This window comes from Micromonospora sp. CNZ295, from assembly GCF_004217535.1.
Map to the genome: position 1 here is coordinate 6,284,836 of NZ_SHKZ01000001.1, position 24,756 is coordinate 6,309,591.

The window sequence follows — 24,756 nt, forward strand, 5'->3', positions numbered from 1 at the left end:
GACCCGGTGCGGCTCAGCTGGCGGCGTTGGCCGCCAGCAGACCCTTCTTACGGCTGGTGAGGATGGTGTCGACCAGCCCGTACTCGCGGGCCTCCTCAGCCGTCATGATCTTGTCACGGTCGATGTCCTTCCGGACCTTCTCGACCGGCTGGTTGCAGTGCCGGGAGAGCATCTCCTCCAGCTGCGTACGCATCCGCAGGATCTCGCGGGCCTGGATCTCGATGTCCGAGCCCTGGCCGTAGCCGCCCTCGGTGGCCGGCTGGTGGATGATTATCCGCGAGTTCGGCAGGGCCATCCGCTTGCCCGGCGTGCCCGCCGACAGCAGCACCGCCGCCGCGCTGGCCGCCTGGCCCAGGCAGACCGTCTGGATGTCCGGCCGGACGTACTGCATGGTGTCGTAGATCGCCGTCATGGCCGTGAACGACCCACCGGGCGAGTTGATGTACATGATGATGTCGCGGTCCGGATCCGTGCCCTCGAGCGTGAGCAGCTGGGCCATCACGTCGTTGGCCGACGCGTCGTCAACCTGGACCCCGAGGAAGATGATCCGGTCCTCGAAGAGCTTGTTGTACGGGTTGGACTCCTTCACCCCGTACGACGTGCGCTCGACGAACGACGGCAGGACGTAGCGGTTGTGCACGGCCGCGAACTGGGGCGGCAGGCTCAGGTCGGTCATCGTCAGCTCCTCGCTCAGCTCAGGGTCCCGGCGCCTTCCGGAACCTGGGCGGCTCCGGTGATCACCTTGTCGATGAAGCCGTAGTCCATGGCTTCCTGGGCGGTGAACCAGCGGTCCCGGTCCGAATCCGCCTCGATCTGCGCCTGGCTCTGGCCGGTGTGGAAGGCGACCCGCTCCTGGAACATCCGCTTGGTGTAGAGCATCTGCTCCGCCTGGATGGCGATGTCGGAAGCGGTGCCACCCATGCCGCCCGACGGCTGGTGCATCATGATCCGCGCGTGCGGCAGGGCGTACCGCTTGCCCTTGGTGCCCGCGCAGAGCAGCAGCTGGCCCATCGAGGCCGCCATGCCCATCGCCACGGTCGACACGTCGTTGTCGATGAACTGCATCGTGTCGTAGATCGCCATGCCGGAGTAGACGGACCCACCCGGCGAGTTGATCCAGAGGTTGATGTCGCGGTCCGGGTCCTCCGCGGCGAGCAGCAGCAGCTGCGCGCAGATGCGGTTGGCGACCTGGTCGGTCACCTCGCTGCCCAGGAAGATGATCCGCTCCTTGAGCAACCGGTTGTAGACCGAGTCGTCGAGGTTGCCAATGTTGTCGCCACCTCGGGCTTCGATCGCCCGGAGCGGCGTCGCTGGGATGTGCATGTCGGTCATGGCAGCCCTTCGCTCTCCGTACCGTCCTCCCCGACACTAACCGCTCAGCCGCACGGCAGAGTCCCGGTCGGGGCACTGTTCGCTCTCAGCGCAGCCTCCGTCGGGACGTACCCGGAAACGGGTTTCGGCCGCCGTCCGACCCGGCGGGAAGGACGGCGGCCGAACCCCGACGGTCAGTGCTCGTGGTCGTGCTCGGCCTCGCTCTCGGCGCGCAGGGCGTCGAGGTTGACCTCGTTGCCGGCGGCGTCCTTGATCGTGATGCGCTCCATGATCGAGGCCAGCGCCTTGCCCCGCCGGACGTCGCCGTAGACGGCGCCCGCCGCGCCGGAGCGGACGAGCTGGTCGTAGTACTGCTGCGGCGCCATCCCGGCGCGCTGGGCCCGGTGCACGATCTCGTGGCCGAACTCGTCGTCGGAGACCTGGGTGTCCTCGGCGTCGGCGACGGTGTCCAGCAGGAGCTGGATCTTGACCCCCTGGGTGGCGGCCTCGGTCAGCTCGGCATCGATCTGCTCCTCGGTCTTCTCCTCGGCCGCGAGGTACTCCTCCAGCGAGGCGCCGATGCGCTCGAGCTGGTCGACCATCGCCGCCTTGCGGCTCTCGACCTCCTCCTGGACGACACCCTCCGGCGCCGGCACCCCGGCGGCCTCGACGAGCTGCTCGAGGGCCTTGTCCCGGGCGGCGTAGATCTGCTCGACCCGCTTGCCCCGGGTCACCCGCTCGCGCAGGTCCTCGCGCAGCTCCGCCATGGTGTCGAACTCGCTCGCCAGCTGGGCGAACTCGTCGTCCAACTCGGGGAGCTCCTTCTCCTTGACCGTGCGGACGGTCACCGACACCTCGGCGTCCCGGCCGGCGTAGTCGCCCCCGACGAGCTGGGTGGTGAAGGTGGCGCTCTCGCCGGCGGCCAGACCGACGAGCGCCTCGTCCAGGCCCGGCAGGAGCTGCTTGCTGCCGACCTCGTGCGAGATGTTGCTCGCCGAGCCGCCCGGCACCTCCTCGCCGTCGACCGTGGCGTTCAGATCGATCTGCACGTAGTCGCCCTCGGCGGCGGCCCGCTCGACGGTCTTGAGCGTCGCGAACCGCTCGCGCAGGCTGCTCACCTGAGCGTCGATCTCGCTGTCGTCGATCTGCAGCTCGTCGACCGTCACCTCGATGGTGGCCAGGTCGGGCAGGCTGATCTCCGGACGGACGTCGACCTCGGCGGTGAAGTTCAGCGAGTCGCCGTCGGCGAACTCGGTGATCTCGACCTCGGGACGGCCCAGCGTCTTCAGGTCGTGCTCGCGGACCGCGGCCAGGATGTTCTGCGGGATGGCCTCCTGCACGGCCTCGTTGAGGACCGTGCCCCGGCCGACCCGCTGGTCGATCACGGCGGCGGGAACCTTGCCCCGGCGGAACCCGGGAACCTGGACCTGCTGGCCGATCTCCCGGTACGCCTTCTTGAGGCTCGGCTCGAGCTCGACGAACGGCACCTCGATGGCGAGCCGCACGCGCGTCGGGCTCAGAGTCTCGACGGTGCTCTTCACAGGCGTACTCCTTGACGGATCTCGGTTGGTCTGGGCGCTCTCACAGCCCATCGAGTGTAGGTGAGCCGGCACGACCGGCCGGCAGCGCCCGGTAACCGACGTTCCCGGGGCTGCCCGGCCGCGGACGACAGTCGGGGTGGCGGGATTTGAACCCACGGCCCCTCGCTCCCAAAGCGAGTGCGCTACCAAGCTGCGCCACACCCCGTGGCGGAAGCAGTCTATGCCGTCGGTGCCCACCGGGCGTCTCCCGGGGCGTCCCCGACCGCGTGTCCCCCGGCCGGGCACCGCGCCGGGCCGCGAGGCCCGCACCCTCCGGCGGCCGCCCCCGGACCGCGAGGCCGCACCCTCCGGCGGCCGCCCGGGCCGCGAGGCCGCAACTTCGGGGAAAGGGTGGTCTCGGCCGTCGGGTGCGGGGACAACTTCCCGGAAAGTATGCGGATCTTGACGCCGCGGGCGGCGCGGCGAGCGCACCTGCGCGGCCGGCGGAGGGATTAGGTACGCTGTCGGCGCGTCCCGGTCAGCCGGAGACGCGCGCGGGCGTAGCTCAATGGCAGAGCTTCAGTCTTCCAAACTGACGGTGCGGGTTCGATTCCCGTCGCCCGCTCCACGTTTGCCCTGCTCAGATACCTCTTGATCTTCACTTCCGTCCAATCAGGACGATCATTTGGTAGGGATCTTGGTAGGGACCGCCTCCGGAGTCTTCCAGCCAGACACCAACCGGGAGCAATGGAGGAGCGCAGAGATTTGACATAACCGGACAGAACAGGCGTCATGACGCCGGGAATGGACCGCCATCAGAGCGAAAAACTGACGGCCAAGCCATCACACCCGAAGGAGCCCCGGCAAGCGTCGCTCCACCGCCAGAGCGCCCGACCCGGCACAACCGCCCACAGCCGCGGCCGGTTACCAGCCCTCACTGAGGCTACCAAGACTGCGGCCGAACAAGAGTCAACCACTCCCGCAGCACGCCGCAGACGAACCACTCCACGGCCGAAGTCCCACACGGAGCATCCGCTCATGCCGATGAGCGTGCACCTCGCGTGAGTCGCCGCGTGGGGATCTATGGCTCGGGCATTTCACTGCCCGCCTGACACGGGACGAATGAAGCTGAGGAGAAGTCCGGCTGTTCGGGGAGGATCTTCGAGCATGGGTGAATGGCCGACACCGGTCACCAACTCGACTTTCGCACCTGTGATGGAGCGGTACGATGCCGCTGATGAGGATCGCCACCTCTGGTCGAGCTCGCCGAAAATGACCAGCAGTGGTTTACCGAGGCCCGTAAGCCGATCCGGAAGTGGTCGTTGGGTCAGATAGTCGTCGGACGCCTGCGATGTCGCCGTGAGCGCGTGGTAGGTCATGTTGCGCGCGTCGTCCACGAGCTGCTGCGGGACGTGGAAGCCGGGCGCGAACGCGGTGCTCAGGCCTCGGCGCAGAATCCCATCGGTCCGAAGTCGCCACAGTAGTTGTCCCAGCACAGGGGCGAAGACGAGCTTGCCCACCGGCCCGTCCGAGATGAAGGCGTCCAGGCGAGGTCCGGTGTTGATGAGCGCGAGCGCGGTCACCAGGTCGCTGCGGTGCTCAGCGAGCGCGGTGGCGACGTAGCCGCCGGTGGAGTGGCCGATCAGTATGGCGTGTTCGATGCCGAGCTGGTCCAGTGCCTGCCCGACACGGCGTCCTTGGTCTGGGATCGCATAGCCATCACCGGCCGGTTTGGCGGACTGGCCATGTCCGAGCAGGTCGATTCGGATGACACGATAGGACGTTGCCAGCGTCGGGACTACCGGACTCCACCACTCGGTCGAGGCACCGAGCCCGTGGATCAGCACGAGTGCCGGGGCGTCGCGGGGGCCGTCCTGGCTGACGTTGATGTCGCCGCCGTCGAGATGCAGGGTCGAGTTTCCGGTGGCAGGGGCAGTCTGCCAGCTCACCATTGCCGCGTTCGTCAGGAGCAATCCAACGACCGTGAGCAGGATTGTCGAGGCGATGATGCGGCGTCGCCGGCGGGCTCGACTCCCACGCGGTTCCTGGTCGGCCGAGCACGGGTCAGCCTCGTCGATCTGATTGCCGGAAGCTGGCGATGCCGTCATGAGCCCCAGTGTCGTTGCCCTGCGGAACCGCTGGCTTGAACAAATGTTCCGGTCGACCGGCCCGCGTAGCATCCGATGGATGCCTTCCACCGTTCCCGGACGTGGCGATGTGCCCCTCTGGGAGGTCACCCACGCGGCCCGGCCTAGCCGGGTGGCCGGTGTCCGCATGGCCGGATTTCGTGATCGCGGCGTGACCGCAGTCGGCCAGCGGGTGATCCCACACCCCGCGGTGACGCTGGCCCTGGAGTTCGGCTCCGGCCCGCTCATCGTGGACGATGCCGCAGGGCGGCAACAACAGGGAAGTCTCGTCGCCGGGCTCGGATTCGGATCCGACACGCTCTGGGTGCGCGGCGAGAATTTCGAGGCTGTGCAGGTACGCCTGTCCCCGACCATCGCTCGCCCCATTCTCGGCGTGTCGCCGGGCGACCTGAACGGTGCCGTAGTGACCCTGGACGACGTGTGGGGGCGGCAGGCGTCGCAGGTACGTGAGCAACTGTGCAACGCCTCGTCGTGGAAGGACCGGTTCGCGTTGGTCGACGCGTTGCTCGCCGACCAGTGGCAGGCTTGGTCGCGTACCGCACGATCACCAGTGGATCCGGAGGTGGCCTGGGCCTGGAAGCGGATCCTCGCCAGTCGTGGCCAAGCCCGGGTCGACCGGCTAGCGGCCGAGGTCGGCTGGAGTCGTAAGCGTTTGTGGTACCGGTTCCACTCGCAGATCGGCGCAGCGCCCAAACACACCGCGAAGCTGGTCCGCTTCGACCACGCCATCCACAGCCTGATCGCGGGTGAACACGCAGCCCGAGTCGCCGCCGATTGCGGCTACTCCGACCAGTCCCACCTCCATCGCGACGTCGCGGCGTTCACCGGATCGACCCCGACGGCCGCAATCGGCGAACCATGGCTGGCCGTTGACAGCATCGCCTGGCCCGATCCCAACGCGGGTCAGCGCACAGCCGCTCACACCCCCACGCAGCCACAGTAACGACCTCCCGGCATCGCCCACCCGTGACACGGAGAGAGCCGCCGCACCACCGAACACCATGGTCATGTACGCACTCATCTGGCACCGCGATCTGGTCACTACGTCGAGGTACCTGGCTCAGCGTAGTGGCTGTAGATGGTGCGGATGCCGGGGTCGGTCGTCCTTTCTATTCGCCGGTCAGCTGCACCACGTATCCGGCGAACTTGAGGTCGCCGCGGTCGGGAGTCCATCCGTCCGCGGACCGAACCGAGGTCATGACACCGGATCCGGGCACGGGGAAGAGGTGAGTGGGAGGTTTGTCAGGCAGCAGGGCATACCGACAGTGCACGGCATGGACCGAAGCAACGATCCCCACGACAAGGGCTGCATCCTCGCTCACGCCTCCGTGGTGTTCCTCGGCCTTGTCAACGCCACGGGCCAGGTCGCTCCCCAGCACGAGCCCAGGCCACTCGGGGTCCAGATCTCGTAGCCGCCAGGAGACTCGATCGCCCACCGTAAACGGCTCGCCGCAGCACTGCACCTGCCAGTCATCCACCCAGACCCTGATCTCCACAGTGCCATTTTTACTCGACCCGATCCCGTCCTCTCCTGCCGATGACAAGGCGTGGTCGCGGCTGCTACCGGGACCGGGGTAGGGCGACGGCGTGCGGTCCAGATCGTCGAGCAGCGCCTGTGGCTGGCGCCGGCACTGCAGAGTGTGAGGCTGGAGATGTTGTCGAAGGTCTCCGCGTTGACGTCACCGCTCTCAACCAGATCACGCGCACGGCCGTGCGGCACTGCATCAGGTAGTTCCCGGCACCCTCGATCAGCCCGATGAACTCGTCATGGCGGTCCAGGGGCGAGCTGAGCAATGCGTCGGGTCGACATCGCACCGGTAGGCGCAGATGCCCTCGTCGTGGGACCATCCGAAACCACCAGACATCGACCGACACTAGGTGGGACGGCGGTAGGGGTCTTGGTAGGGAACCGTCCAGGATCGCCCGACCGGCCCTGCGACGTGCCGGGACGAAGCTGAGACGAAACAGCAGGTCAACGGCATCGTGCGGGACCGGCCGGAGCCACCCGGGATGATCGACTGGTTGCTTCCAAACTGACGGTGCGGGTTCGATTCCCGTCGCCCGCTCCACCCACCAAGGCCCAGGTAAACCGCATGATCGCGGCACCTGGGCCGTTCTATCCTCTCGATGTCGACGATCAGCCCTCGGGGCTGAGCCTGCGGAGCCGGGCGTTGAGGTACCTCTGCTCAGGTCTGCTCCTGGTGAGGGCCGCCGCCCTGCGGTAGGCGTCGGCCGCCCCGGGATCCTCGGCCAGCTCCAACAGGTGGGCACGCACCGCGTGCCAGCGGTGGTGCCGCGCCATGGCCGGGTCGGAACCGAGCGGTCTGAGGAGCGCCAGGCCCTGCTCCGGCCCGTACGCCATACCGACGGCGACGGACCGGTTGAGGGTCACCATCGGGCTCGGCGCCAGGTCGTGCAGGATGGCGTAGAGCAGGCTGATCTGGATCCAGTCGGTCGCGGCGTACGACGTCGCCTCCGCGTGCACCGCGGCGATGGCGGCCTGCACCTGGTAGGGGCCGAGGTGGCCGCGGCGCAGGGTCGCCTCGACCAGTGCGGTGCCCTCCGCGACCAGGCGGGGATCCCACTGGAGGCGGTCCTGCTCCGCCAGCGGGATCAGGTCGCCGCGGGCATCGACCCGGGCCGCCGATCGGGCCCGGGTGAGCAACATCAGGGCCAGCAGCCCGGCGGCCTCGGCGTGGTCCGGGAATGCGCGCACGATGAGGCGCGTCAGCCGCATCGCCTCCCCCGACAACTCGTCGTCGAGGAGCGCGTCCCCGGACGTGCACGTGTAGCCCTCGTTGAACATCAGGTAGCAGGTGTCCAGCACCGCGGCCACCCGCTCGGGCAGCTCCTGCGCGGTGGGCGGAGAGAATCGGGCCCCGGCGTGGCGCAGGGTCACCCGGGCCCGGGTCAGCCGCTGGGTCATCGTCCGGGCGGGCACGAGGTGGGCGGCGGCGATCTGCTCCACGCTCAGTCCGGCCACCGACCGCAGGGTCAGCGCGACCTGGGACCGTCGGGTCAGGCTGGGGTGGCAGCAGAGGAAGAGCATCTGCAGGACGTCGTCGACGTCCCGGTCGTCGGTCACGTGCTCGGCGGAGCCGCCACCGATGGTCGGGTCGTAGGCCACCCGATGCTCCCGGATCGATCGCGCCGCGTCGGCGCGCATCCGGTCGACCAGGCGCCGGGACGCCACCCGGACCAGCCAGGCACGCGGGTCGTACGGCGTGCCCGTGACGGGCCACTGCACGAGCGCGGCCTCGGTGGCCTCGGCGACCGCGTCCTCGCAGACGCCGAGGTCACCGTGCCGCCGGAGGAGTGCGGCGAGCACGGCGGAGGCTTCCCGACGCCACACCTCCTCGACGGGGCTCACCGTGCTCAACCCTCCTGACCGCCCGGCCACATCACGGGGCGCAGCTCCACGGTCTCGCCCGGGCCGGAGAAGGCCGCGGCCACCTCCTCGGCGCGCTGCTGGCTCTCCACATCGATGAGGAAGAACCCGGCCAGATGTTCCTTGGCCTCCGAGTACGGGCCGTCGATCACCTGCTGCTTGCCGGCCACCCACCGGTAGAGCCGCGCGGCTGCGGCGTCGGCCAGTGCCTCGCCGCCGACCAGCTCGCCGTTCTCCTGCATGCGGGCGAGTTCCCGCTCGAACGCCTCGTCGAAGCGGGCCCGCTCTTCGGCCGGCAGCGCCTGGTACTCGGCCACGTACTCGCCAGTGGGGTGCCCCCAGGGCTGCGGGTTCGAGTGGATCAGGAGGACGTACTTCATGATTTCCTGCTTTCGCTCCGCGGCCGGGCCTCTCCCGCCGTCACCGGAACGTCGGAACAGCACACCGTGATGTCGACATCGTCGCTGGGAGAGGTGGCCCCTGGGCGGGATGTCCTGCTCCCCAGTGCGTCGAGTATCGGCCACACTGGCGCCATGGGCAGGCCGCAGACGGTTGACGAGTACCTCGCCGGCTTCGCCGGACGGGACCGGGAGATGCTCGACGAGCTACGCGCGCTGGCCGACAGCGCGGTTCCGGAGGCCACCGGGGCGATCAAGTGGGGTCATCCGGCCTGGGTGCACCCGTCCGGGACGATCCTCTTCATGATCAGCGGTCATGCCCGGCACGTGAACGTCGCGTTCACACCCAGCACCCGTGCGGCATTCGATGCGGACCTGGCCGGCTTCGCGACCGGGAAGGGGACCGTCAAGCTCCCGTACGACGAGTCTGTGCCGGTCGACCTGCTGCGCCGGATGATCGCATTTCGGATACGCGAGCACGAGGACGACGGCGTGCTGTGGATGTGAAGCCAGCGGCGCCGCGCGGCTAGGCTGCCCGCAGCCACCGCCGGAGATGGTCGATCGGCTCGCGCGGTTCGACCGGTGGAAGGGCCCGGCGCAGCTCCTCGTCGGTGGCCGGGCGGGCGTCCTGGACGGCCCGGCGCAACAGCGACCGGTCGACCCGCAGGCCACCCAGCACCCGCACGTTCACCCGGTCGCGGCGCACCACGTAGCCGTGGGCGTCCTCGGTCCGGATGTAGGTGAGGCCGTCGCCGTCCGGGACGCACTCGGCGGTACGGAAGCAGATGCTGTCGCCGTCCGCGTAGGCCACGTAGAGCGAGATGGCGACGCTCTGACTCCCGTTGCCGGTGTGGTCGGCGGGCGCGTACACCATGCCCGGTGGAATCCCGGCCGCCTGCCCGCGGTAGCCGGGAACCGTCGCCGCGTAGATCCGGTCGGCCAGCTGCTGCGTGCCGCTCAGCTCCTCGGCGGTGGCCGGGCGCAGACTCGACGCCGCGGTCCGCAGCAGGTCACGCTCGACCGCTGGGGTCCCGACGACCGTCACGTACCGGCGCCCGACCGGCACCTGGTAGCCGTGCTCGATCTCGTTGTGCCGGTAGACCAGGCCGTCCGGCTCGACGGTGCACCCGCCCCAGCGCAGACGTGACTCCTCGGCGGTCGGCTGTCCGCACATGGACTCGCTCGCACCGACGCGGTCGTGCACGGTGATGGTGACGTACCGATCGGTTGGGACGCCGTCCGGATCCGCGACGCGGAATCCTCCGCCGCCGAGCCCGTTGCCGTAGTCGAGGTTGTCGTTCGGCAGGTAGCCGGGGATCGCGACCGCGAAGGCCGTTTCCCGGCTGACCTGGTTGGCCGATAGCCGCTCCTCGAACTCGTCCGGCCACTCGTGCCGCAGTACGGCCACGCCCGCGCCGGCCAGCAGCACCGCCAGAGCGAGCGCGACGGCGTTGATCCGCGGGAGGCGCAACAGCAGCCCGGCCACCAGGGCGAAGGGGACCCCGCCGAGCAGGAACGTCAGCTGCGGGTCGCGGCTGACGCCGAGCCCGGCGACGTCGGTGACCGCCCACCCCAGCGCCCACCCGGCGGTTCCCCCGACCAGGACGAGCAGCGCCCACAGCACGCGACGCCCGCCGGTCGCGCCCAGGTGGGACACCGCGCGCGTCGCACCGATCACCACCATCAGGTACGCCAGGACGGCCGTCAGGCTGACGAGAGCGACGACGCCGAACGTGCCCGCCCCACCGAAAGCCGCGATCAGCAGGGCGCCCCGCACGGTGGGCAGCCCGACCGCGCCCAGCGACCACACGCCGCCCAGTTGAAGCGCGACCACCGTCGCGGTCGACGCCTTCAGCTCGCGCATGTCGGCGAGCGTGCCACGACGAATGACACGGGACAGCCCGCTGCGTACCCGGTCCGGGCTGGGTACGCGTACTCATCCCGCCGTGACGCGCCGGCCGGCCGGCGCGACGGTCACCGGCAGCGACCGGGTTCAGCTTCGCGGTCATCCATGCGGAGCCGGACTGACTCTTGAGCGAACGCTCAAGTACGCCTTACGCTGGGCACATGAAGGTTCGTACGCATTGGTCGGTGCCGCACCCGCCGGAGGCGTTGTGGCCCGTGCTGTGCGATTCCCGGATGGAGCTGCGTCCCCGCTGCCCGGTGTTCTGCCTGGGCGCGCCCCGGCCCACCGCCTGCCGGCTGCCGGACGGTCCGGGCGGGGTCGGTGCGCGCCGTCAGTGCGACTCCGAGCAGGGTGTGGTACGACAGCGCATCACCCGTTGGGAGCCGCCGACCGGGTTGTCGTTCCAGATGGAGTCGACCGACCTCTGCTTCCACCGCTTCGTCGACCAGCTCGGGGACGTCTTCGAGCTGGTCCCGGCGGGCTCCGGCACGCGGATCACCCGAACCACGACGGTGACGGTTCGCGGACGGTGGCACACCGCCCTGTATCCGGTGCTGTGGGTGGGGTTGAAGGCGGTGCACCGCTTCGTGTTCCGCAACTGGCAGCGGACGGCAGCACGAGCCGCCGCGGCATGACGGGTGGCCGGGCCGGGTTGGTGGAACCCGGGGTCGGTCAGCGAATGCCCGCCGCCACGGCGGGAGTCGGCCAGGCGGCGGTGACCTCCTCGGCGCAGCGGTCGCCGTACGCCCCGGCCAGCCGCTCGACGAGGTGGCCGCGGTCGAGGTGGTACTCCTGCGGGCCGACGGCCTCCACGGCGAAGGCGGCGACCGCGTTGCCGACCTGCCCGGCCCGCTCCAGCCCGAGCCCCCAGGACAGCGCGGCGAAGAAGCCGGACCGGAAGGCGTCGCCACCGCCGGTCGGGTCGGCCACCGACGCCACCGGCACGGCGGGCACCTCGACCGTGGGCGTGGTCCGGCCGGTGATGCGTACGCCCCGGGCGCCGAGCGTGGTGACCTGCACCCGGACGCGCTCCCGGACCCGGGCGGCGGTCAGGCCGGTCTTCGACTCCAGGAGATCCTTCTCGTAGGCGTTGGTGAGCAGGAAGTCCGCCCCGTCGACGAACTGCCGGATCTGTTCGCCGGAGAGCAGGGCGAGCTGCTGGGACGGGTCGGCGGCGAACGGCAGGCCCAGCTCCCGGCACCGGGCGGTGTGCCGGAGCATCGCCGCCGGGTCGTCGGCCGCGACCACGACGAGGTCGAGCCCGCCGCGCCGATCCGCCGCGGCGGCGATCTCGACGCGGTGCCCCTCGGCCATCGCCCCGGGATAGAAGGACGCGATCTGGCACTCGTCGGAGTCGGTGGTGCAGACGAACCGCGCGGTGTGCGCGTCGGCGCTGATGTGGACCGAGTCGCAGTCGACGCCGTGCCGTTCCAGCCAGGAGCGGTAGTCGGCGAAGTCGGTGCCGGCGGCGCCGAGCAGCACGGGCCGTAGGCCGAGCCGCCCGAGACCGTACGCGATGTTCGCCGCGACGCCACCGCGCCGGACGACCAGGTCGTCCACGAGGAAGGACAGCGACACCCGGTGCAGCTGGTCGGCGAGCAGTTGCTCGACGAAGCGCCCGGGGAACCGCATGAGGTGGTCGGTGGCGATGGACCCGGTGACCGCGATGGCGCCCATGGCGGCTTCTCCCGGTCAGTAGCGGTAGTGGTCGGGCTTGAAGGGGCCTTGCTGGGGCACGCCGAGGTAGGCGGCTTGTTCCTTGGTCAGGGTGGTCAGTTTCGCGCCGAGGGCGTCCAGGTGCAGCCGGGCGACCTTCTCGTCGAGGTGTTTGGGCAGCACGTACACGCCGGTGGGGTACTGGTCGGTCTTGGTGTACAACTCGATCTGCGCGATCGTCTGATTCGCAAACGAGTTGGACATCACGAAGCTGGGGTGGCCGGTGGCGTTGCCCAGGTTCAACAACCGCCCCTCGGACAACACGATCACCGCGTGCCCGTCGGCGAAACGCCACAGGTCGACCTGCGGCTTGATGTTCTCCCGGGTCACATCCGCACGCTTGGCCAGACCGGCCATGTCGATCTCGTTGTCGAAGTGCCCGATGTTACCCACGATCGCCTGGTGCTTCATCCGCGCCATGTGCTCATTGGTGATCACATTGAAACAGCCGGTCGCGGTGACGAAGATATCCGCCTGCTCCACCACGTCATCCAGGGTCGCCACCTGATAGCCGTCCATCGCCGCCTGCAACGCGCAGATCGGGTCGACCTCGGTCACCACCACCCGCGCGCCCTGCCCCCGCAACGACTCCGCGCAACCCTTACCCACATCCCCGTAACCCATCACCACCGCGAGCTTCCCACCGATCAACGTGTCGGTGGCCCGGTTGATCCCATCGATCAACGAATGCCGACAGCCGTACTTGTTGTCGAACTTGCTCTTCGTCACCGAATCGTTCACGTTGATCGCCGGGAACAACAACGTGCCCGCCCGGTGCATCTCATACAACCGGTGCACCCCGGTGGTGGTCTCCTCCGTCACACCCCGGATCCCCGCGGCGATCCGCGACCACCGCTGCCCATCGGCGGCCAGCGAGCGGTGCAGCAGGTCCAGAATGACCGCGTACTCCTCCGAGTCGGCCGACTCCACCGGCGGCACCACCCCCGCCCGCTCGAACTCCGCCCCCTTGTGCACCAACAGCGTCGCGTCCCCACCATCATCGAGGATCATGTTCGGACCCTGCCCATCCGGCCAACTGAGCACCTGCTCCGTGCACCACCAGTACTCGCCCAGCGACTCACCCTTCCACGCATACACCGGAACCCCCGCCGGAGCCTCCGGCGTGCCGGTCGGACCGACCACGACCGCCGCCGCCGCATGATCCTGGGTGGAGAAAATGTTGCACGACGCCCACCGCACCCGCGCACCCAACGCCACCAACGTCTCAATCAACACCGCGGTCTGAACCGTCATGTGCAACGAACCCGTGACCCGCGCACCCGCCAACGGCTGCGCCTCAGCAAACTCAGCACGAATCGCCATCAAACCCGGCATCTCATGCTCCGCAAGCCGGATCTCCTTACGCCCAAACTCAGCAAGCGACAGATCCGCCACCTTGAAGTCCTCGGTGGTTCGCGTCCGGGTGTCGACTCCGGGCATGGTCAGGCTCCTCACTGTCGGTCCTCAGGTTGTCGACGAGTCCGGGTCACCGCAGTTGGGACCAGAGCCGCCGCTCCTCGTCGGTGAGCGGCTGGTAGGGGACGAGCCGTTCCGGGTGGCCGGGCGGCGGTTGCTCCGCGGCGGCCGGCGGCCCGGGCGCTTCCGCGCGGGCCGGCCGTGGGGCTCCGGCACCGGGCGGAGGCGGCTCCGCCGCACCGTTCGACGGCCGCCCGGCGGTGCCCGGCCGGTCGTCGGCCGGGGCGTCCTGCGCGACCGGGTCACCCCGCCCGGCCGAGCGAAGGATCTCCCGGATGTCGATCCCGGCGAACGACGCCCCCACCAGGCTCAGTCCGAGTTCCACCTCGGACAGGACGCGCCGGAACCAGCCCATCAGCTCGCCGCGCTCTTGAGGTCGGTGGCGCGGTCGGTGCTCTCCCACGTGAAGTCCGGCAACTCCCGACCGAAGTGCCCGTACGCCGCGGTCTGCGCGTAGATCGGCCGCAACAGATGCAGATCCCGAATGATCGCCGCCGGCCGCAGATCGAACACCTCCGTGACCGCCTTCTCGATCCGCTCCACCGGCACCGTCTCCGTACCGAACGTCTCGATGAACAAACTCACCGGATGCGCCTTACCGATCGCGTACGCCACCTGCGCCTCACACCGCTCCGCAAGCCCCGCCGCCACCACAGTCTTCGCCACCCACCGCATCGCGTACGCCGCCGACCGATCCACCTTCGACGGATCCTTACCCGAAAACGCCCCACCACCATGACGCGCATACCCGCCATACGTGTCCACGATGATCTTCCGACCGGTCAGCCCCGCATCCCCCATCGGACCACCGATCTCGAACCGACCCGTCGGATTCACCAACAACCGGTACCCCCCGGTGTCCAGACCCAGACTCTCCACCTCCGGCGCGATCACATGATCACGCACGTCCGGCGTCAACAGCGACTCCAACGAGATATCCGCCGCGTGCTGCGACGACACCACCACCGTGTTCAACCGCACCGGACGCAGACCCTCATACTCGATCGTCACCTGCGTCTTACCGTCCGGCCGCAGATACGGCACCGTCCCGTCCTTACGCACCTGCGCCAACCGCCGCGACAACCGATGCGCCAACGCGATCGGCAACGGCATCAACTCCGGCGTCTCCGAACACGCAAAACCGAACATCATCCCCTGATCGCCCGCACCCTGCGCGTCCAACGCACTCTCCGACGCACCCGTACGCAACTCGAAGGCGTTGTCCACCCCCTGCGCGATGTCCGCCGACTGCGCCCCGATCGACACACTCACCCCACACGAGGCCCCATCGAAACCCTTCTTCGACGAGTCATAACCAATCCCCAAGATCGTCCGACGCACGATCGACGGGATGTCGGCGTACGCCCTCGTCGTCACCTCACCCGCAATATGCACCTGACCCGTCGTGATCAACGTCTCCACGGCCACCCGCGACCGCGGATCCTCCGCCAACAACGCATCGAGAATCCCGTCACTGATCTGATCAGCGATCTTGTCCGGGTGGCCTTCCGTGACGGACTCCGACGTGAACAGCCGGCGGCCCGCCGGGTCGGCCGGCCCGCCGGGAGCCAGCGAGAGCGATGCGTACGTCAAGGGGACTCCTCGGAGTGCGGCGATCCGGTTCCTACGCCGGCCGATTCTCGCGAGGTCCGGTCAACGCTGACTCAAGCCGCCCGTTTTGCACCGGACCGCCCCGGGTAACCCGCGTCGACATGGACACGAACACGAAGGCCCACCTGGTGGGTGGCCCCCGCGACGGCAGCACCCAGGACACGGGCGGCGACGCCCTGGTCGAGGTGGAGATCGACGGCATGATGCACCGCTACGTTCGGACCACGAAGCAGCACGGTGCGGGCGGGCCCGTCTACACCTACGACGGCATGGTCGCCCCGGACGGCGGCGAGCCCGGCGTCGAGGATCCGGCGGCCCGGGTGGCCTCGCCCCGGGCCGACGCCGAGGGGCACGGCGGCACGCACTGAGCCGGCGGCGGAAGCCCGCCCGGGACCATCCAGCGGCGGGGATGATCCGCGCCCGGCCGGGTATCTGCCCGACGACCTGGTGGCGGACGACGTGGTCGCGACCTGCCGCGACCGGACGCGACGGGTGGGCGGGGCGGTGCCCCGCCCACCCGTCAGTTGTTGGTGATCCAGTTCCAGACCGAGACGACCCACTCGGTCTGCTGGAGCCAGGCGACGCCGAGCCCGGCGAGGAAGATGGCCGTCACCAGGTGCGCGCCGCGGGCGCTGCGCCGAACCCGGCCCAGGCGCTGCTCCAGGACCACCCGGCCGAGGAGCCGCGCGAGGGCGAACAGGCCGGCCGCGACGAGCAGGCTCAGTACGAAGATCAGCAGGGGCGCGGCGAGGTTGCCGCCGCCCGAGATCGCCCAGATGCCCCAACAGACGAACGCGAAGAGCGCGCCGGCGGCGCTCCACTCCCCGCCACGGCGGAGCTGGGCGACATGCCAGCTCAGCGGGCGACGCGGGGCCGGCGATCCGGGCCAGCCCGGCCCGGTGGGTTCCTCGACCACGGGGAACGGCTCCGTTCGTTTCGTGCCGGACGACCCCACCGGGGCCACTCCCCGCCGGAAGGCGTCCCGCTGCTGCGGCACCCCGACGCCCGATTGCGGCGGCACCTCGACGGTCCGCTCCGCCCACGGCTGCGTCTGGTCGGCCATCTCGTCCCCTCCCCTGGACCGGACGGGACCAGCGGGCCCCGTCTGCCTATCGAGGGTAGCCAGCGCGCAAATCGGTCGTCCGGAACACCGGTCGTGCGCTAGACAGAGCCACATGACTGCCCCGCCGCGCTTCGACACCGCCCGTACCGAGGACCTCGACGAGTTGGGCGAGCTGCTCGGGAACCTGTTCCACGGCGGCTTCGACACCGAGTCGTGGGCGGTCGAGAAACACCTCCTGGAGCCGGAGCGCACGCTGCTGGTCCGCGACGGCAACGACCTGGTGGCGAGCGCCACCGCGTTCACCCGCGAGCTGACCGTGCCCGGGGCCCGCCTGCCCGCCGCGCACGTCAGCATGGTCGGGGTGGCGCCCACCCACCGCCGCCGCGGCCTGCTCACCGACATGATGCGGCGGCAGCTGGGCGAGGTGCGCGACGCCGGCCGGGAGCCGGTCGCGCTGCTCTGGGCCAGCGAGGGCCGGATCTACCCGCGCTTCGGCTACGGCCTGGCGAGTCAGCGGCTCGTGCTGGAGTGCGAGACGACCGAGCTGCGGGTGCCCGGCCCGACGCCCGCCGAGGGCCGGCTCCGCCTGGCCCGACCGGCGGACTGCCGGACCGAGCTGGCCCGGGTGTACGAGGGGGTGCGCCCGGACCGCCCCGGCTGGTCGAGCCGGGGCGACGTGTGGTGGGACTACGTCCTGTCCGATCCGGCCTCCCACCGGGGCGGGGCCACCGAGCGCCGGGCCGTCCTGCACGAGGGCCCCGACGGTGTCGACGGGTACGCGCTCTACCGCACCCGGGGCGAGTGGGATGCCGCCGGCCCGAAGGGCACCACGGTGGTGGACGAGGTGGTGACCGGCGAGCCCGCCGCGTACCTGGCACTGTGGCGGATGCTGCTCTCGCTCGACCTGACCCGGCGGCTCACGTTCCGCTCGGCGGCCGTGGACGAGCCGCTGCTGCGGCTGGTCAACGAACCGCGTCGGCTGGCCGCGCGGCTGAGTGACGGGCTCTGGGTGCGGGTGGTGGACGTGCCCGCCGCGCTCGCCGCCCGCCGGTACGCGACCCCGGTCGACGTGGTGCTGGAGGTCACCGACGAACTGCTGCCCGGCAACACCGGCCGGTGGCGCCTTACCGGCGGGCCGGACGGGGCCACCTGCACCGCCGGCGCGGAACCGGCCGACCTGGCGTGCGACATACGCTGCCTCGGCGAGCTGTACCTGGGCGGAGCCGGGCTCGGCGAGCTCGCCGCCGCGGGCCGGGTCCGCGAGCTGCGACCCGGTGCGCTGGCCGCCGCCGGGCCGGCCTTCGGCTGGCACCGGGCGCCCGCCGGCATGGAGGTGTTCTGACCGGTACGGTCGGCTCATGGGTGACGTGGAGCGACGCCGGCGCCGGCACCGCAACCCGCCGGACGGCGGCAGCGAGGGCCCGAGCGCCACGACGGCGGAGGTGCACGACGGCGACCCGCCGCCCCGCACCCGGCGGGGCGGCGGGGACGAGGGCGAGCGCGGGCTGCGCGGGCTGGTCGGTTCCGGCTCGTCGCAGGTGAGCGTGACCGCCGCGATGCGGGCGCGGGACGCCTCCCGCCCGACCGACGAGGACCTGGCGGAGGCGGAGGCCCGGGTGGTCCTCATCCGCCGCAACTGGACCCCGCGCGAAGACCTCCCCCGCCGCTGACCGCGGCTCAGGGCAGCGGCGGAAGCTCGTGGCCGGTCTCGTAGTCGGCCACCTGGCGGATCCGCCGGGCGTGGCGCTCGTTGCCGGAGAACGGGGTGGTCAGGAACGCCTCGACGATGGCGGTGGCGTCGTCGAGGGTGTGCTGGCGTGCGCCCACCGCGATGATGTTGGCGTCGTTGTGCTCCCGGGCCAGGTGGGCGGTTTCGATGTTCCAGGCGAGCGCCGCCCGCACCCCGGTGATCTTGTTCGCGGCGATCTGCTCGCCGTTTCCGGAGCCGCCGATGACCACGCCGAGGCTGCCCGGTTCGGCCACCACCCGGGCGCCCGTGTGCAGGCAGAACGCCGGGTAGTCGTCGTCCGGGTCGTAGGCGTGCGGGCCGACGTCGACCACGTCGTACCCCTGCTTGGCCAGGTGGTTGGCCAGGTGCGCCTTCAGCTCGAAACCGGCGTGGTCGGAACCCAGGTAGACACGCATACCGCGCAGTCTGACAGGCCCGGCTCCGGGCCGGCGCGCGGGCGGCGACCCGGAGGCGGATTCGTCACAGCGTACGTGTCGTCAGTGCTCGAGTTCGGCGACGACGAGGCCGGCGCGGGCCTTCGGCGTGAACCAGGTGCTCTTGCGGGGCATCTTCTCCCGGGCGAGGTTCACCGCGACGAAGTCGTCGACGGTCACCGGCGCGACGAGCACCGCCAACTCGGCCCGGCCGGCGTCGACCTCGCCGGTCAGCCAGCTCGCCGGGTAGTCACCGCCGACGTAGGTGATCCGCTTGTCACCCGGGTCCAGCCCCAACGCGTCGCGCAGCAGCAGCCGCTCGACCAACGCGTGGTCCAGGTTCTCCAGGTGGCCGGCACCCACCCGGGGCAGGCGTACCGCGTACCCCCGGTCCGGGAGGCGGAGATGGACGGTGCCGCTGGCCGCCGGGACCTCGACCGGGCCGTCGATCGGCGCCACCTCCGCGCCGGCGGCCCGCAGCCGGTCGAGCAGCTCGGCCGGGCTGGTGGTGAGTTCGCTGACCAGCCGGTTGTACGGCTGGATCGCGACGGAGGCCGGCGTGGTGACCACGGCCAGGAAGCGCGGCAACCCCCCGGTCTGCGCGGCGAGGCTGCGGTGGTTGCCGTCGGCGACGACCAGCTCGCCGCCGCCGGCGAGCGCGGTCAGCTCGTCCTGCTGCGCGCCGGGGCCGACCAGCCAGATGGCGTGCGTACGGCCGGCCTGGTCGGTGTCGGTCGCGGCGGGCGCCCCGGCCGCGTCGGTAGCGGCCGCGAGGGCGGCGTGCAGCTCGTCGCCACGCCCGGTCTGGAGCAGGAGCACGGGCGAGAGCAGGTGCCCCAGCGTCTCGGCCAGGGCCACCCGCTCGCGCACCTTGGCGATGAACACGTCCTCGTTACGGATGACCAGGCCCGGCTCGTCGGCGCTGGTGGAGATCTGGTCGGTGTCGACCATGGCGAACAGCCCGTACCCGGACTCCTCCCCCGGCGCGCTGATCCGGTAGAGCACCACCACCTGCTCGGCGGGGGTGTAGCTGCCGTCCGCCTTCGCCTCGGCGAGCCGGGCCACCGCGTCGGGCAGCGCGTCGAGGAACGACTTCCCCACGCTCTCCGGTGCCCGGTGCGGCATCTCGATGCCGAGGGCACTGTGCGGGTTCGCCTCGATGATCGCGGTGATCTCCGCGTCGTCGGCGAACTCGTCGTAGTTCTGCGCGCCGGTGCCGCCGGTGGTGATCCAGGCCCGGGCGATCGGATGGACGACCGTCATGTCCGATGACGCTACCGGTGCCGGTCGGCGCCGTGTCCCGGACCCACTGCCCCGCCCACCAGGTGAAAGGAGGGGCCCTTCAAGCTGCGGTAGCGGAGGGCCCTCGCAACACTCGGTCAGAGATCCTGGGCCCGGCGGTGCCGGCCGGCCGGTACCGGCGTCACCGGCCGGCGGGGCGCGACGACCGGGTGGGGCCGGTCCGGCACACCGGGCGGGCTCAGTCGCGACGTGACCGGCACGCGGGCCACGCCGACCACGATCGGCGGGGCGAGCAGATCCACCAGGTGCGTGGGCAGGTCGGGACGGACGGCGGCCCAGCGGGAGTCGTCGACCGACCAGTACGCGGGGTTGTCGCTCGCCTCCTCCCCGGTCATCGGTTCGTCACCGGGCGCGCGGTGCTTGGCCATACGGATGCCTCCACGAGCTGCGGGTGCGGCCCTGCGGGTCGCTGCGGCGGACATGGAGGCCAACGAACCCGCCGGAGGGCGGGTGACGGCGGTTCGAAGGTGTTAACAAGGGCCCCTTCTGGTAGGCGAGGCGTTGAGAAGGGGCCCTCTCGTTGCGCCTCAGTCGAAGCTGGGGCCCTGTTCGCGGGACCGCTTCAGCTCGTAGAAGCCGGGCGTGCCGGCGACCAGCAGGACGCCGTCCCAGAGGCGACCGGCGGCCTCGCCCTTCGGAGCCGGGGTGACGACCGGACCGAAGAAGGCGACCGGGGAGCCGTCCGGACCCGGGGCGTGGATGACCGGGGTGCCGACGTCGGTGCCGACCGGCCGCATGCCGGCCTCGTGGCTGGCCCGCAGCGCCTCGTCGTGGCCGGTGCTCCCGGCCGCCTCGGCCAGTTCCGGGTCCAGGCCGGCGTCGGCCAGGGCCGCCGCGTACAGGTCGCGGGAGAGCTTCTCCTGACCGAGGTGGATACGGGTGCCGAGCGCGGTGTAGAGGTCCCGCAGGGCGTCGACGCCGTGCCGCTGCTCGGCGGCGATGCACACCCGCACCGGACCCCAGCCGGTCTTCATCAGCTCCTGGTACTCCTCGGGCAGGTCCCGGCCCTCGTTGAGCACCGACAGGCTCATCACGTGGAAGCGGATGTCCACTTCCCGGACCCGCTCGACCTCCAGCAGCCACCGGGACGTGATCCACGCCCACGGGCAGATCGGGTCGAACCACATGTCGACGGTGACACGCTCGCTCACGATGAGGTCCCTTCACGACGGGTGACGCCGCTCCTCGGCGCCTGCACCGATCTTCACCCCGGGTTCCCGGCGGTGACACCCGAATGAGAGCGTGACCTCGCCCACCGGGAGGCCCGCGTGCATGCAAGACTCGGTTCGCGCGGCCGTCACGAGCGGTCGCCCAACGGCGCCGCGATCGGCGTAGGGCAGACGAGGGATGGAGACGAACAGTGCCGGGAGTGCGCAATCTGACGCAGGTGGAGGCCACCGAGCGGAGCCGCCTGCTCGATGTGACCGGGTACGACATCAGTCTGGACCTGTCGAGCGCCGTGCGGGCCGATGGCCGCACCTTCCGGTCCACGACCGAGGTCCGGTTCCGCTGCGCCGAGCCCGGCGCGAGCACCTTCATCGAGGTGGCCGCGGACTCGGTGCGGTCCGCCACCCTGAACGGCACCCCGCTCGATCTCGGCGGCTGGTCGGCGGAGAAGGGCCTCACCCTGCCCGACCTCGCCGCGGAGAACACGCTCGTGGTCGACGCGGACTTCGCGTACTCGAACAGCGGGCAGGGGCTGCACCGCACGGTCGACCCGGTCGACGGCGAGACCTACCTCTACAGCCAGTTCGAGACCGCGGACGCGCAGCGCGTCTTCGCCGCCTTCGACCAGCCCGACCTGAAGAGTGTCTACACCTGGCACGCCACGGTGCCGGATCACTGGAAGGTCGTCTCCAACATGCCGGTGGAGCGCTCGGAGCCGGCGGGCGAGGGCCTGCGGACCGTCCACTTCGCCGAGTCCGTGCGGATGAGCACCTACATCACCGCCCTCTGCGCCGGGCCGTACCACGAGGTGCGGGAGACCCACGACGGCATCGACCTGGGGGTCTTCTGCCGGGCCTCGATGGCGCCGCACCTGGACTCCGACGACCTGTTCCTCATCACCCGGCAGGGCTTCGACTTCTTCCACGCCCAGTTCGGCGTGCGGTACCCGCTGCCGAAGTACGACCAGCTCTGGGTGCCGGACTTCAACGCCGGCGCGATGGAGAACTTCGGCTGCGTCACGCACGCCGAGTCGCACTACCTGTTCCGCTCGCAGGTCACCGACTTCGAGTACGAGCAGCGCGCCAACACGATCCTGCACGAGATGGCGCACATGTGGTTCGGCGACCTGGTCACCATGCGCTGGTGGAACGACCTGTGGCTGAACGAGTCGTTCGCCGAGTGGGCCAGCCACTGGTGCAACTCCCACGCCACGCGCTTCACCGAGGCCTGGACGACGTTCCTGTCGATCCGGAAGAACTGGGGCTACCGGCAGGACCAGCTCTCCTCCACCCACCCGGTCTACACCGAGATGCCGGACCTGGAGGCGGTCGAGGTCAACTTCGACGGCATCACGTACGCCAAGGGCGCGAGCGTGCTCAAGCAGCTCGTCGCGTACGTCGGTGAGGAGCCGTTCCTGGCCGGCCTGCGGTCGTACTTCGGCAAGCACGCCTGGGGCAACGCGACCTTCGACGACCTGCTGTCGGAGCTGGAGTCCGCGTCCGGACGGGAGCTGCGCAAGTTCGCCGCGCAGTGGCTGGAGACCGCGCAGGTCAACACGCTGCGCCCGGAGGTGACGATCGGCGCCGACGGCAGCTACCAGCGGGTCGTGGTGCGGCAGGAGGCGCCGGCCGGTCACCCGACGCTGCGCACCCACCGGATCGGCGTGGGCCTGTACGACCGCACCGACGGCCGGCTGGTCCGCCGCGAGCGCGTCGAGGTGGACGTCACCGGTGAGACGACCGAGCTGGCCGAGCTGGCCGGGGTCCGCGCCGCGGACGTGCTGCTGCTCAACGACGACGACCTCACGTACGCGAAGCTGCGGCTCGACGAGCGGTCGATGGCCACGGTGGTGCAGCACATCGGCGGCTTCGAGTCGTCGCTGGCCCGCGCGCTGTGCTGGACCGCCGCGTGGGACATGATCCGCGACGCGGAGCTGGCCGCCCGCGACTACGTGGCGCTGGTGCTCGCCGGCCTGCCCGCCGAGACCGACATCAACCTCGTCACGGCCACGCTGCGGCAGGCCACCACCGCGCTCACCTTCTACGCCGACCCGGCGTGGGCGCCGACCGGCTGGGCCGACCTGGCGCGGACCGCGAAGACCGCCCTCGCCGCCGCCGAGCCGGGCAGCGGCTTCCAGCTCGCCTGGGCCCGCGCGTACGCCTCGGCCGCCCGCTCCTCGGAGGACCTGGCGACCCTGCGGGGTTGGCTGGACGGCAGCGGGGTGCCCGCCGGCCTGACCGTCGACACCGAACTGCGCTGGACGGTGCTCGGCTCGCTGGTCGCCAACGGCGCGGCCGGTCCCGCGGACGTGGAGGCGGAGCTGGCGACCGACCGCACGGCCAGCGGCGAGCGGGAGGCCGCGTACGCGCACGCGCTCGTGCCGACCCCGGAGAACAAGGCGACCGTGTGGGCGCAGCTGACCGGTCCGGACCCGCTGCCGAACTGGCGGCACCGGGCGCTGCTGATGGGCTTCGCCCACCCGGCGCAGGTCGAGCTGGTGCGCCCGTACCGGGACCGGTACTTCGCCACCGTGGCGCAGGTCTGGGCCAGCCGCGACAGCGAGCCGGCGCAGGAGTTCGCGCAGCTGGCGTACCCGGCGTACCTGGTCGAGGACGACACCGTCGCCGCGACCGACGCGTGGCTGGCCGGCGAGGGCCACCCGGCGCCGCTGCGCCGGCTGGTCGCCGAGGGCCGCGACGGCGTGGTCCGGGCCCTCAAGGCCCGCGCGAGGGACGCCCGGAGCGCCTGAGCTGCGCGCTGAGGCAGCAAGCACGGAACGACGGAGCCCGGCCGCGCTGAGCGCGGCCGGGCTCCGTCGTGGGGTCGGGTGCCTCAGCCCTTGCCCGCGTGGCTGGCGAGTTGGTCGAGGCCGGTGATGATGCCGCCGGCCAGATCGCCGCCGCCGAAGGCGGCCACCATGGAGAGCGCCGCGAGCTTCGCGTACGTGTCGGGGATGCGCTTGCGGGCGTGCCGGCCGGTGACGATCTCCAGCTGCCGCTGGTTCGGCGAGACCGCGATCAGCACGGACCGGTCGGGCTCGGCGAGTTGGCGGTGCAGCCGCTCGGCGTGCTCCCGGATCGGCTCGTCGAGACCGCCGACGAAGACCGAGAAGACCAGGCCGGTGCCCCTGTCGGCCAGTCGCAGCGCCTCGTCGATGCGCAGCAGCTGGCGGGTCGAGAACGGCCCGTCGAGGACGGCCGGCGGCTTGCCCGTCCCGGCCGGGGGCTGCATCTCACCAACGGTCACTTGCGCCTCCGGTTCCACCGGCCGGCGCCTCGATGCCGGCCCGCTCCTGCTTGCGGCTGGTCAGCGCGGGCGCCTGCGCACCGGCGGCCAACGCGGTGCCGGCCGAGTCGGCCAGCTCCTCCGGCCGGCTCAGGAACCAGACCGGAGTGAAGTCGAACGGCCGGCCCGGTCGGTAGCGCTTACCGCCGCCACGACCCGTGCCACGGTTGCTGCCGGCGTACGCCAGACCGGCGATCACCAGTATCGCGACCGCCGGGATGCCGACGAAGACGAGCAATGTGTCGGTTACAGACAATCCCAACGCCCCCAGGCGAGAGAGAGACCAGGAATCCGGGTCGGGTG

Annotated in this window: 26 protein-coding genes and 2 tRNA genes; 8 read left to right on the forward strand and 20 right to left on the reverse strand. The window is 70.8% G+C overall.

The window, feature by feature from the left end; genetic code table 11:
- Positions 1-13 precede the first annotated feature (13 nt).
- The 4 genes from EV376_RS29215 to EV376_RS29230 form a co-directional block, all read right to left on the reverse strand.
- Entirely contained in the window at positions 14-676 is a 663-nt protein-coding gene (locus tag EV376_RS29215) for an ATP-dependent Clp protease proteolytic subunit (protein ID WP_130328323.1), read from the reverse strand.
- A 14-nt stretch (positions 677-690) separates the two neighbouring features.
- Positions 691-1,332: an ATP-dependent Clp protease proteolytic subunit gene (locus EV376_RS29220; RefSeq protein ID WP_130328324.1), complete on the reverse strand. Its 642-nt coding sequence runs from the start codon at positions 1,330-1,332 to the stop codon at positions 691-693.
- 173 nt (positions 1,333-1,505) lie between these two features.
- On the reverse strand, positions 1,506-2,852 hold the full coding sequence (gene tig, locus EV376_RS29225; protein ID WP_165438139.1) for a trigger factor: 1,347 nt from the start codon (positions 2,850-2,852) through the stop codon (positions 1,506-1,508).
- Positions 2,853-2,983: 131 nt separating this feature from the next.
- Positions 2,984-3,057: transfer RNA gene (locus EV376_RS29230), tRNA-Pro, on the reverse strand.
- Positions 3,058-3,385: 328 nt separating this feature from the next.
- Here EV376_RS29230 and EV376_RS29235 point away from each other — a divergent pair.
- Positions 3,386-3,459, forward strand: a tRNA-Gly gene (locus EV376_RS29235).
- Between the two features lie 469 nt (positions 3,460-3,928).
- On the opposite strand, the gene EV376_RS29240 is transcribed toward EV376_RS29235, so the two are convergent.
- Positions 3,929-4,939 carry an alpha/beta fold hydrolase gene (locus tag EV376_RS29240; RefSeq protein WP_130328326.1) on the reverse strand — a complete coding sequence of 337 codons (1,011 nt, stop codon included), beginning with the start codon at positions 4,937-4,939 and terminating at the stop codon, positions 3,929-3,931.
- Positions 4,940-5,018: 79 nt separating this feature from the next.
- Here EV376_RS29240 and EV376_RS29245 point away from each other — a divergent pair, with 79 nt between their 5' ends.
- A complete protein-coding gene (locus EV376_RS29245; protein ID WP_486482839.1) occupies positions 5,019-5,921 on the forward strand; it encodes an AraC family transcriptional regulator in 903 nt (300 codons plus the stop codon).
- Between the two features lie 166 nt (positions 5,922-6,087).
- On the opposite strand, the gene EV376_RS31165 is transcribed toward EV376_RS29245, so the two are convergent.
- The 3 genes from EV376_RS31165 to EV376_RS29260 form a co-directional block, all read right to left on the reverse strand.
- The gene (locus tag EV376_RS31165; protein ID WP_130328327.1) at positions 6,088-6,474 is read right to left on the reverse strand and encodes a DUF6578 domain-containing protein; all 387 of its coding nucleotides are present in this window, start codon (positions 6,472-6,474) and stop codon (positions 6,088-6,090) included.
- 641 nt (positions 6,475-7,115) lie between these two features.
- Positions 7,116-8,357 (reverse strand): RNA polymerase sigma factor, encoded by a 1,242-nt coding sequence (locus EV376_RS29255; RefSeq protein ID WP_486482840.1) that lies wholly within the window; start codon positions 8,355-8,357, stop codon positions 7,116-7,118.
- On the reverse strand, positions 8,354-8,746 hold the full coding sequence (locus EV376_RS29260; RefSeq protein WP_130328328.1) for a YciI family protein: 393 nt from the start codon (positions 8,744-8,746) through the stop codon (positions 8,354-8,356). Before EV376_RS29260 ends, EV376_RS29255 begins: the two co-directional genes overlap by 4 nt.
- Positions 8,747-8,899: 153 nt before the next feature.
- Here EV376_RS29260 and EV376_RS29265 point away from each other — a divergent pair, with 153 nt between their 5' ends.
- Entirely contained in the window at positions 8,900-9,271 is a 372-nt protein-coding gene (locus EV376_RS29265) for a DUF1801 domain-containing protein (protein ID WP_130328329.1), read from the forward strand.
- Between the two features lie 19 nt (positions 9,272-9,290).
- On the opposite strand, the gene EV376_RS29270 is transcribed toward EV376_RS29265, so the two are convergent.
- Positions 9,291-10,628, reverse strand: coding sequence for a hypothetical protein (locus EV376_RS29270; RefSeq protein ID WP_130328330.1), 1,338 nt, complete (start codon positions 10,626-10,628; stop codon positions 9,291-9,293).
- Positions 10,629-10,831: 203 nt separating this feature from the next.
- On the opposite strand from EV376_RS29270, the gene EV376_RS29275 reads away from it, so the two are divergent.
- A complete protein-coding gene (locus EV376_RS29275) occupies positions 10,832-11,305 on the forward strand; it encodes an SRPBCC family protein (RefSeq protein ID WP_130328331.1) in 474 nt (157 codons plus the stop codon).
- Positions 11,306-11,342: 37 nt separating this feature from the next.
- Here EV376_RS29275 and EV376_RS29280 read toward each other — a convergent pair whose 3' ends face one another.
- From EV376_RS29280 to metK, 4 genes are read right to left on the reverse strand one after another with little or no spacing between them, the layout of a single operon-like run.
- Positions 11,343-12,347 carry a carbohydrate kinase family protein gene (locus EV376_RS29280; RefSeq protein WP_130328332.1) on the reverse strand — a complete coding sequence of 335 codons (1,005 nt, stop codon included), beginning with the start codon at positions 12,345-12,347 and terminating at the stop codon, positions 11,343-11,345.
- 15 nt (positions 12,348-12,362) lie between these two features.
- Positions 12,363-13,826 carry an adenosylhomocysteinase gene (gene ahcY, locus EV376_RS29285; RefSeq protein ID WP_130328333.1) on the reverse strand — a complete coding sequence of 488 codons (1,464 nt, stop codon included), beginning with the start codon at positions 13,824-13,826 and terminating at the stop codon, positions 12,363-12,365.
- Between the two features lie 46 nt (positions 13,827-13,872).
- Entirely contained in the window at positions 13,873-14,217 is a 345-nt protein-coding gene (locus EV376_RS29290; RefSeq protein ID WP_130328334.1) for a DUF6059 family protein, read from the reverse strand.
- A complete protein-coding gene (metK, locus tag EV376_RS29295) occupies positions 14,217-15,434 on the reverse strand; it encodes a methionine adenosyltransferase (RefSeq protein ID WP_130328923.1) in 1,218 nt (405 codons plus the stop codon). The genes EV376_RS29290 and metK overlap by 1 nt, the downstream gene beginning before the upstream one ends.
- Positions 15,435-15,574: 140 nt before the next feature.
- On the opposite strand from metK, the gene EV376_RS29300 reads away from it, so the two are divergent.
- On the forward strand, positions 15,575-15,841 hold the full coding sequence (locus EV376_RS29300; RefSeq protein ID WP_130328335.1) for a hypothetical protein: 267 nt from the start codon (positions 15,575-15,577) through the stop codon (positions 15,839-15,841).
- 152 nt (positions 15,842-15,993) lie between these two features.
- Here EV376_RS29300 and EV376_RS29305 read toward each other — a convergent pair whose 3' ends face one another.
- Positions 15,994-16,536, reverse strand: coding sequence for a hypothetical protein (locus EV376_RS29305; RefSeq protein ID WP_130328336.1), 543 nt, complete (start codon positions 16,534-16,536; stop codon positions 15,994-15,996).
- A gap of 112 nt (positions 16,537-16,648) precedes the next feature.
- On the opposite strand from EV376_RS29305, the gene EV376_RS29310 reads away from it, so the two are divergent.
- Both EV376_RS29310 and EV376_RS29315 read left to right on the forward strand, forming a co-directional pair.
- Positions 16,649-17,878 (forward strand): GNAT family N-acetyltransferase, encoded by a 1,230-nt coding sequence (locus EV376_RS29310; protein WP_130328337.1) that lies wholly within the window; start codon positions 16,649-16,651, stop codon positions 17,876-17,878.
- A gap of 16 nt (positions 17,879-17,894) precedes the next feature.
- Complete coding sequence (locus EV376_RS29315) at positions 17,895-18,206, forward strand: hypothetical protein (protein WP_130328338.1); 312 nt, start codon at positions 17,895-17,897, stop codon at positions 18,204-18,206.
- 7 nt (positions 18,207-18,213) lie between these two features.
- Here the strand turns inward: EV376_RS29315 and EV376_RS29320 are convergent, their stop codons facing one another.
- From EV376_RS29320 to EV376_RS29335, 4 genes are all read right to left on the reverse strand, one after another.
- On the reverse strand, positions 18,214-18,681 hold the full coding sequence (locus EV376_RS29320; protein ID WP_130328339.1) for a ribose-5-phosphate isomerase: 468 nt from the start codon (positions 18,679-18,681) through the stop codon (positions 18,214-18,216).
- Positions 18,682-18,762: 81 nt separating this feature from the next.
- Positions 18,763-19,962: a DUF1015 family protein gene (locus EV376_RS29325; protein ID WP_130328340.1), complete on the reverse strand. Its 1,200-nt coding sequence runs from the start codon at positions 19,960-19,962 to the stop codon at positions 18,763-18,765.
- Between the two features lie 116 nt (positions 19,963-20,078).
- Positions 20,079-20,369 (reverse strand): hypothetical protein, encoded by a 291-nt coding sequence (locus EV376_RS29330; RefSeq protein WP_130328341.1) that lies wholly within the window; start codon positions 20,367-20,369, stop codon positions 20,079-20,081.
- Between the two features lie 159 nt (positions 20,370-20,528).
- Entirely contained in the window at positions 20,529-21,152 is a 624-nt protein-coding gene (locus EV376_RS29335; protein ID WP_130328342.1) for a mycothiol-dependent nitroreductase Rv2466c family protein, read from the reverse strand.
- Between the two features lie 218 nt (positions 21,153-21,370).
- On the opposite strand from EV376_RS29335, the gene pepN reads away from it, so the two are divergent.
- Entirely contained in the window at positions 21,371-23,917 is a 2,547-nt protein-coding gene (gene pepN / locus EV376_RS29340; RefSeq protein WP_130328343.1) for an aminopeptidase N, read from the forward strand.
- Between the two features lie 83 nt (positions 23,918-24,000).
- Here the strand turns inward: pepN and EV376_RS29345 are convergent, their stop codons facing one another.
- Together EV376_RS29345 and ctaJ are read right to left on the reverse strand one after the other, a co-directional pair.
- On the reverse strand, positions 24,001-24,414 hold the full coding sequence (locus EV376_RS29345) for a DUF5130 family protein (RefSeq protein ID WP_130328344.1): 414 nt from the start codon (positions 24,412-24,414) through the stop codon (positions 24,001-24,003).
- Complete coding sequence (ctaJ, locus tag EV376_RS29350; RefSeq protein ID WP_486482841.1) at positions 24,401-24,715, reverse strand: aa3-type cytochrome oxidase subunit CtaJ; 315 nt, start codon at positions 24,713-24,715, stop codon at positions 24,401-24,403. The genes EV376_RS29345 and ctaJ overlap by 14 nt, the downstream gene beginning before the upstream one ends.
- Positions 24,716-24,756: the final 41 nt, after the last annotated feature.

What these genes read in the sequence shown, in the direction of transcription:
- EV376_RS29290 (WP_130328334.1), bottom strand. Translation starts at nt 14,217, where the DNA reads ATGGGCTGGTTCCGGCGCGTCCTGTCCGAGGTGGAACTCGGACTGAGC.
- EV376_RS29325 (WP_130328340.1), bottom strand. Translation starts at nt 19,962, where the DNA reads ATGACGGTCGTCCATCCGATCGCCCGGGCCTGGATCACCACCGGCGGC.
- EV376_RS29265 (WP_130328329.1), top strand. Translation starts at nt 8,900, where the DNA reads ATGGGCAGGCCGCAGACGGTTGACGAGTACCTCGCCGGCTTCGCCGGA.
- EV376_RS29320 (WP_130328339.1), bottom strand. Translation starts at nt 18,681, where the DNA reads ATGCGTGTCTACCTGGGTTCCGACCACGCCGGTTTCGAGCTGAAGGCG.
- EV376_RS29220 (WP_130328324.1), bottom strand. Translation starts at nt 1,332, where the DNA reads ATGACCGACATGCACATCCCAGCGACGCCGCTCCGGGCGATCGAAGCC.
- EV376_RS29240 (WP_130328326.1), bottom strand. Translation starts at nt 4,939, where the DNA reads ATGACGGCATCGCCAGCTTCCGGCAATCAGATCGACGAGGCTGACCCG.
- ahcY (WP_130328333.1), bottom strand. Translation starts at nt 13,826, where the DNA reads ATGCCCGGAGTCGACACCCGGACGCGAACCACCGAGGACTTCAAGGTG.
- EV376_RS29300 (WP_130328335.1), top strand. Translation starts at nt 15,575, where the DNA reads ATGGACACGAACACGAAGGCCCACCTGGTGGGTGGCCCCCGCGACGGC.
- EV376_RS29215 (WP_130328323.1), bottom strand. Translation starts at nt 676, where the DNA reads ATGACCGACCTGAGCCTGCCGCCCCAGTTCGCGGCCGTGCACAACCGC.
- EV376_RS29260 (WP_130328328.1), bottom strand. Translation starts at nt 8,746, where the DNA reads ATGAAGTACGTCCTCCTGATCCACTCGAACCCGCAGCCCTGGGGGCAC.
- EV376_RS29310 (WP_130328337.1), top strand. Translation starts at nt 16,649, where the DNA reads ATGACTGCCCCGCCGCGCTTCGACACCGCCCGTACCGAGGACCTCGAC.
- EV376_RS29330 (WP_130328341.1), bottom strand. Translation starts at nt 20,369, where the DNA reads ATGGCCAAGCACCGCGCGCCCGGTGACGAACCGATGACCGGGGAGGAG.
- EV376_RS29245 (WP_486482839.1), top strand. Translation starts at nt 5,019, where the DNA reads ATGCCTTCCACCGTTCCCGGACGTGGCGATGTGCCCCTCTGGGAGGTC.
- EV376_RS29280 (WP_130328332.1), bottom strand. Translation starts at nt 12,347, where the DNA reads ATGGGCGCCATCGCGGTCACCGGGTCCATCGCCACCGACCACCTCATG.
- EV376_RS29315 (WP_130328338.1), top strand. Translation starts at nt 17,895, where the DNA reads ATGGGTGACGTGGAGCGACGCCGGCGCCGGCACCGCAACCCGCCGGAC.
- EV376_RS29305 (WP_130328336.1), bottom strand. Translation starts at nt 16,536, where the DNA reads ATGGCCGACCAGACGCAGCCGTGGGCGGAGCGGACCGTCGAGGTGCCG.
- EV376_RS29270 (WP_130328330.1), bottom strand. Translation starts at nt 10,628, where the DNA reads ATGCGCGAGCTGAAGGCGTCGACCGCGACGGTGGTCGCGCTTCAACTG.
- EV376_RS29275 (WP_130328331.1), top strand. Translation starts at nt 10,832, where the DNA reads ATGAAGGTTCGTACGCATTGGTCGGTGCCGCACCCGCCGGAGGCGTTG.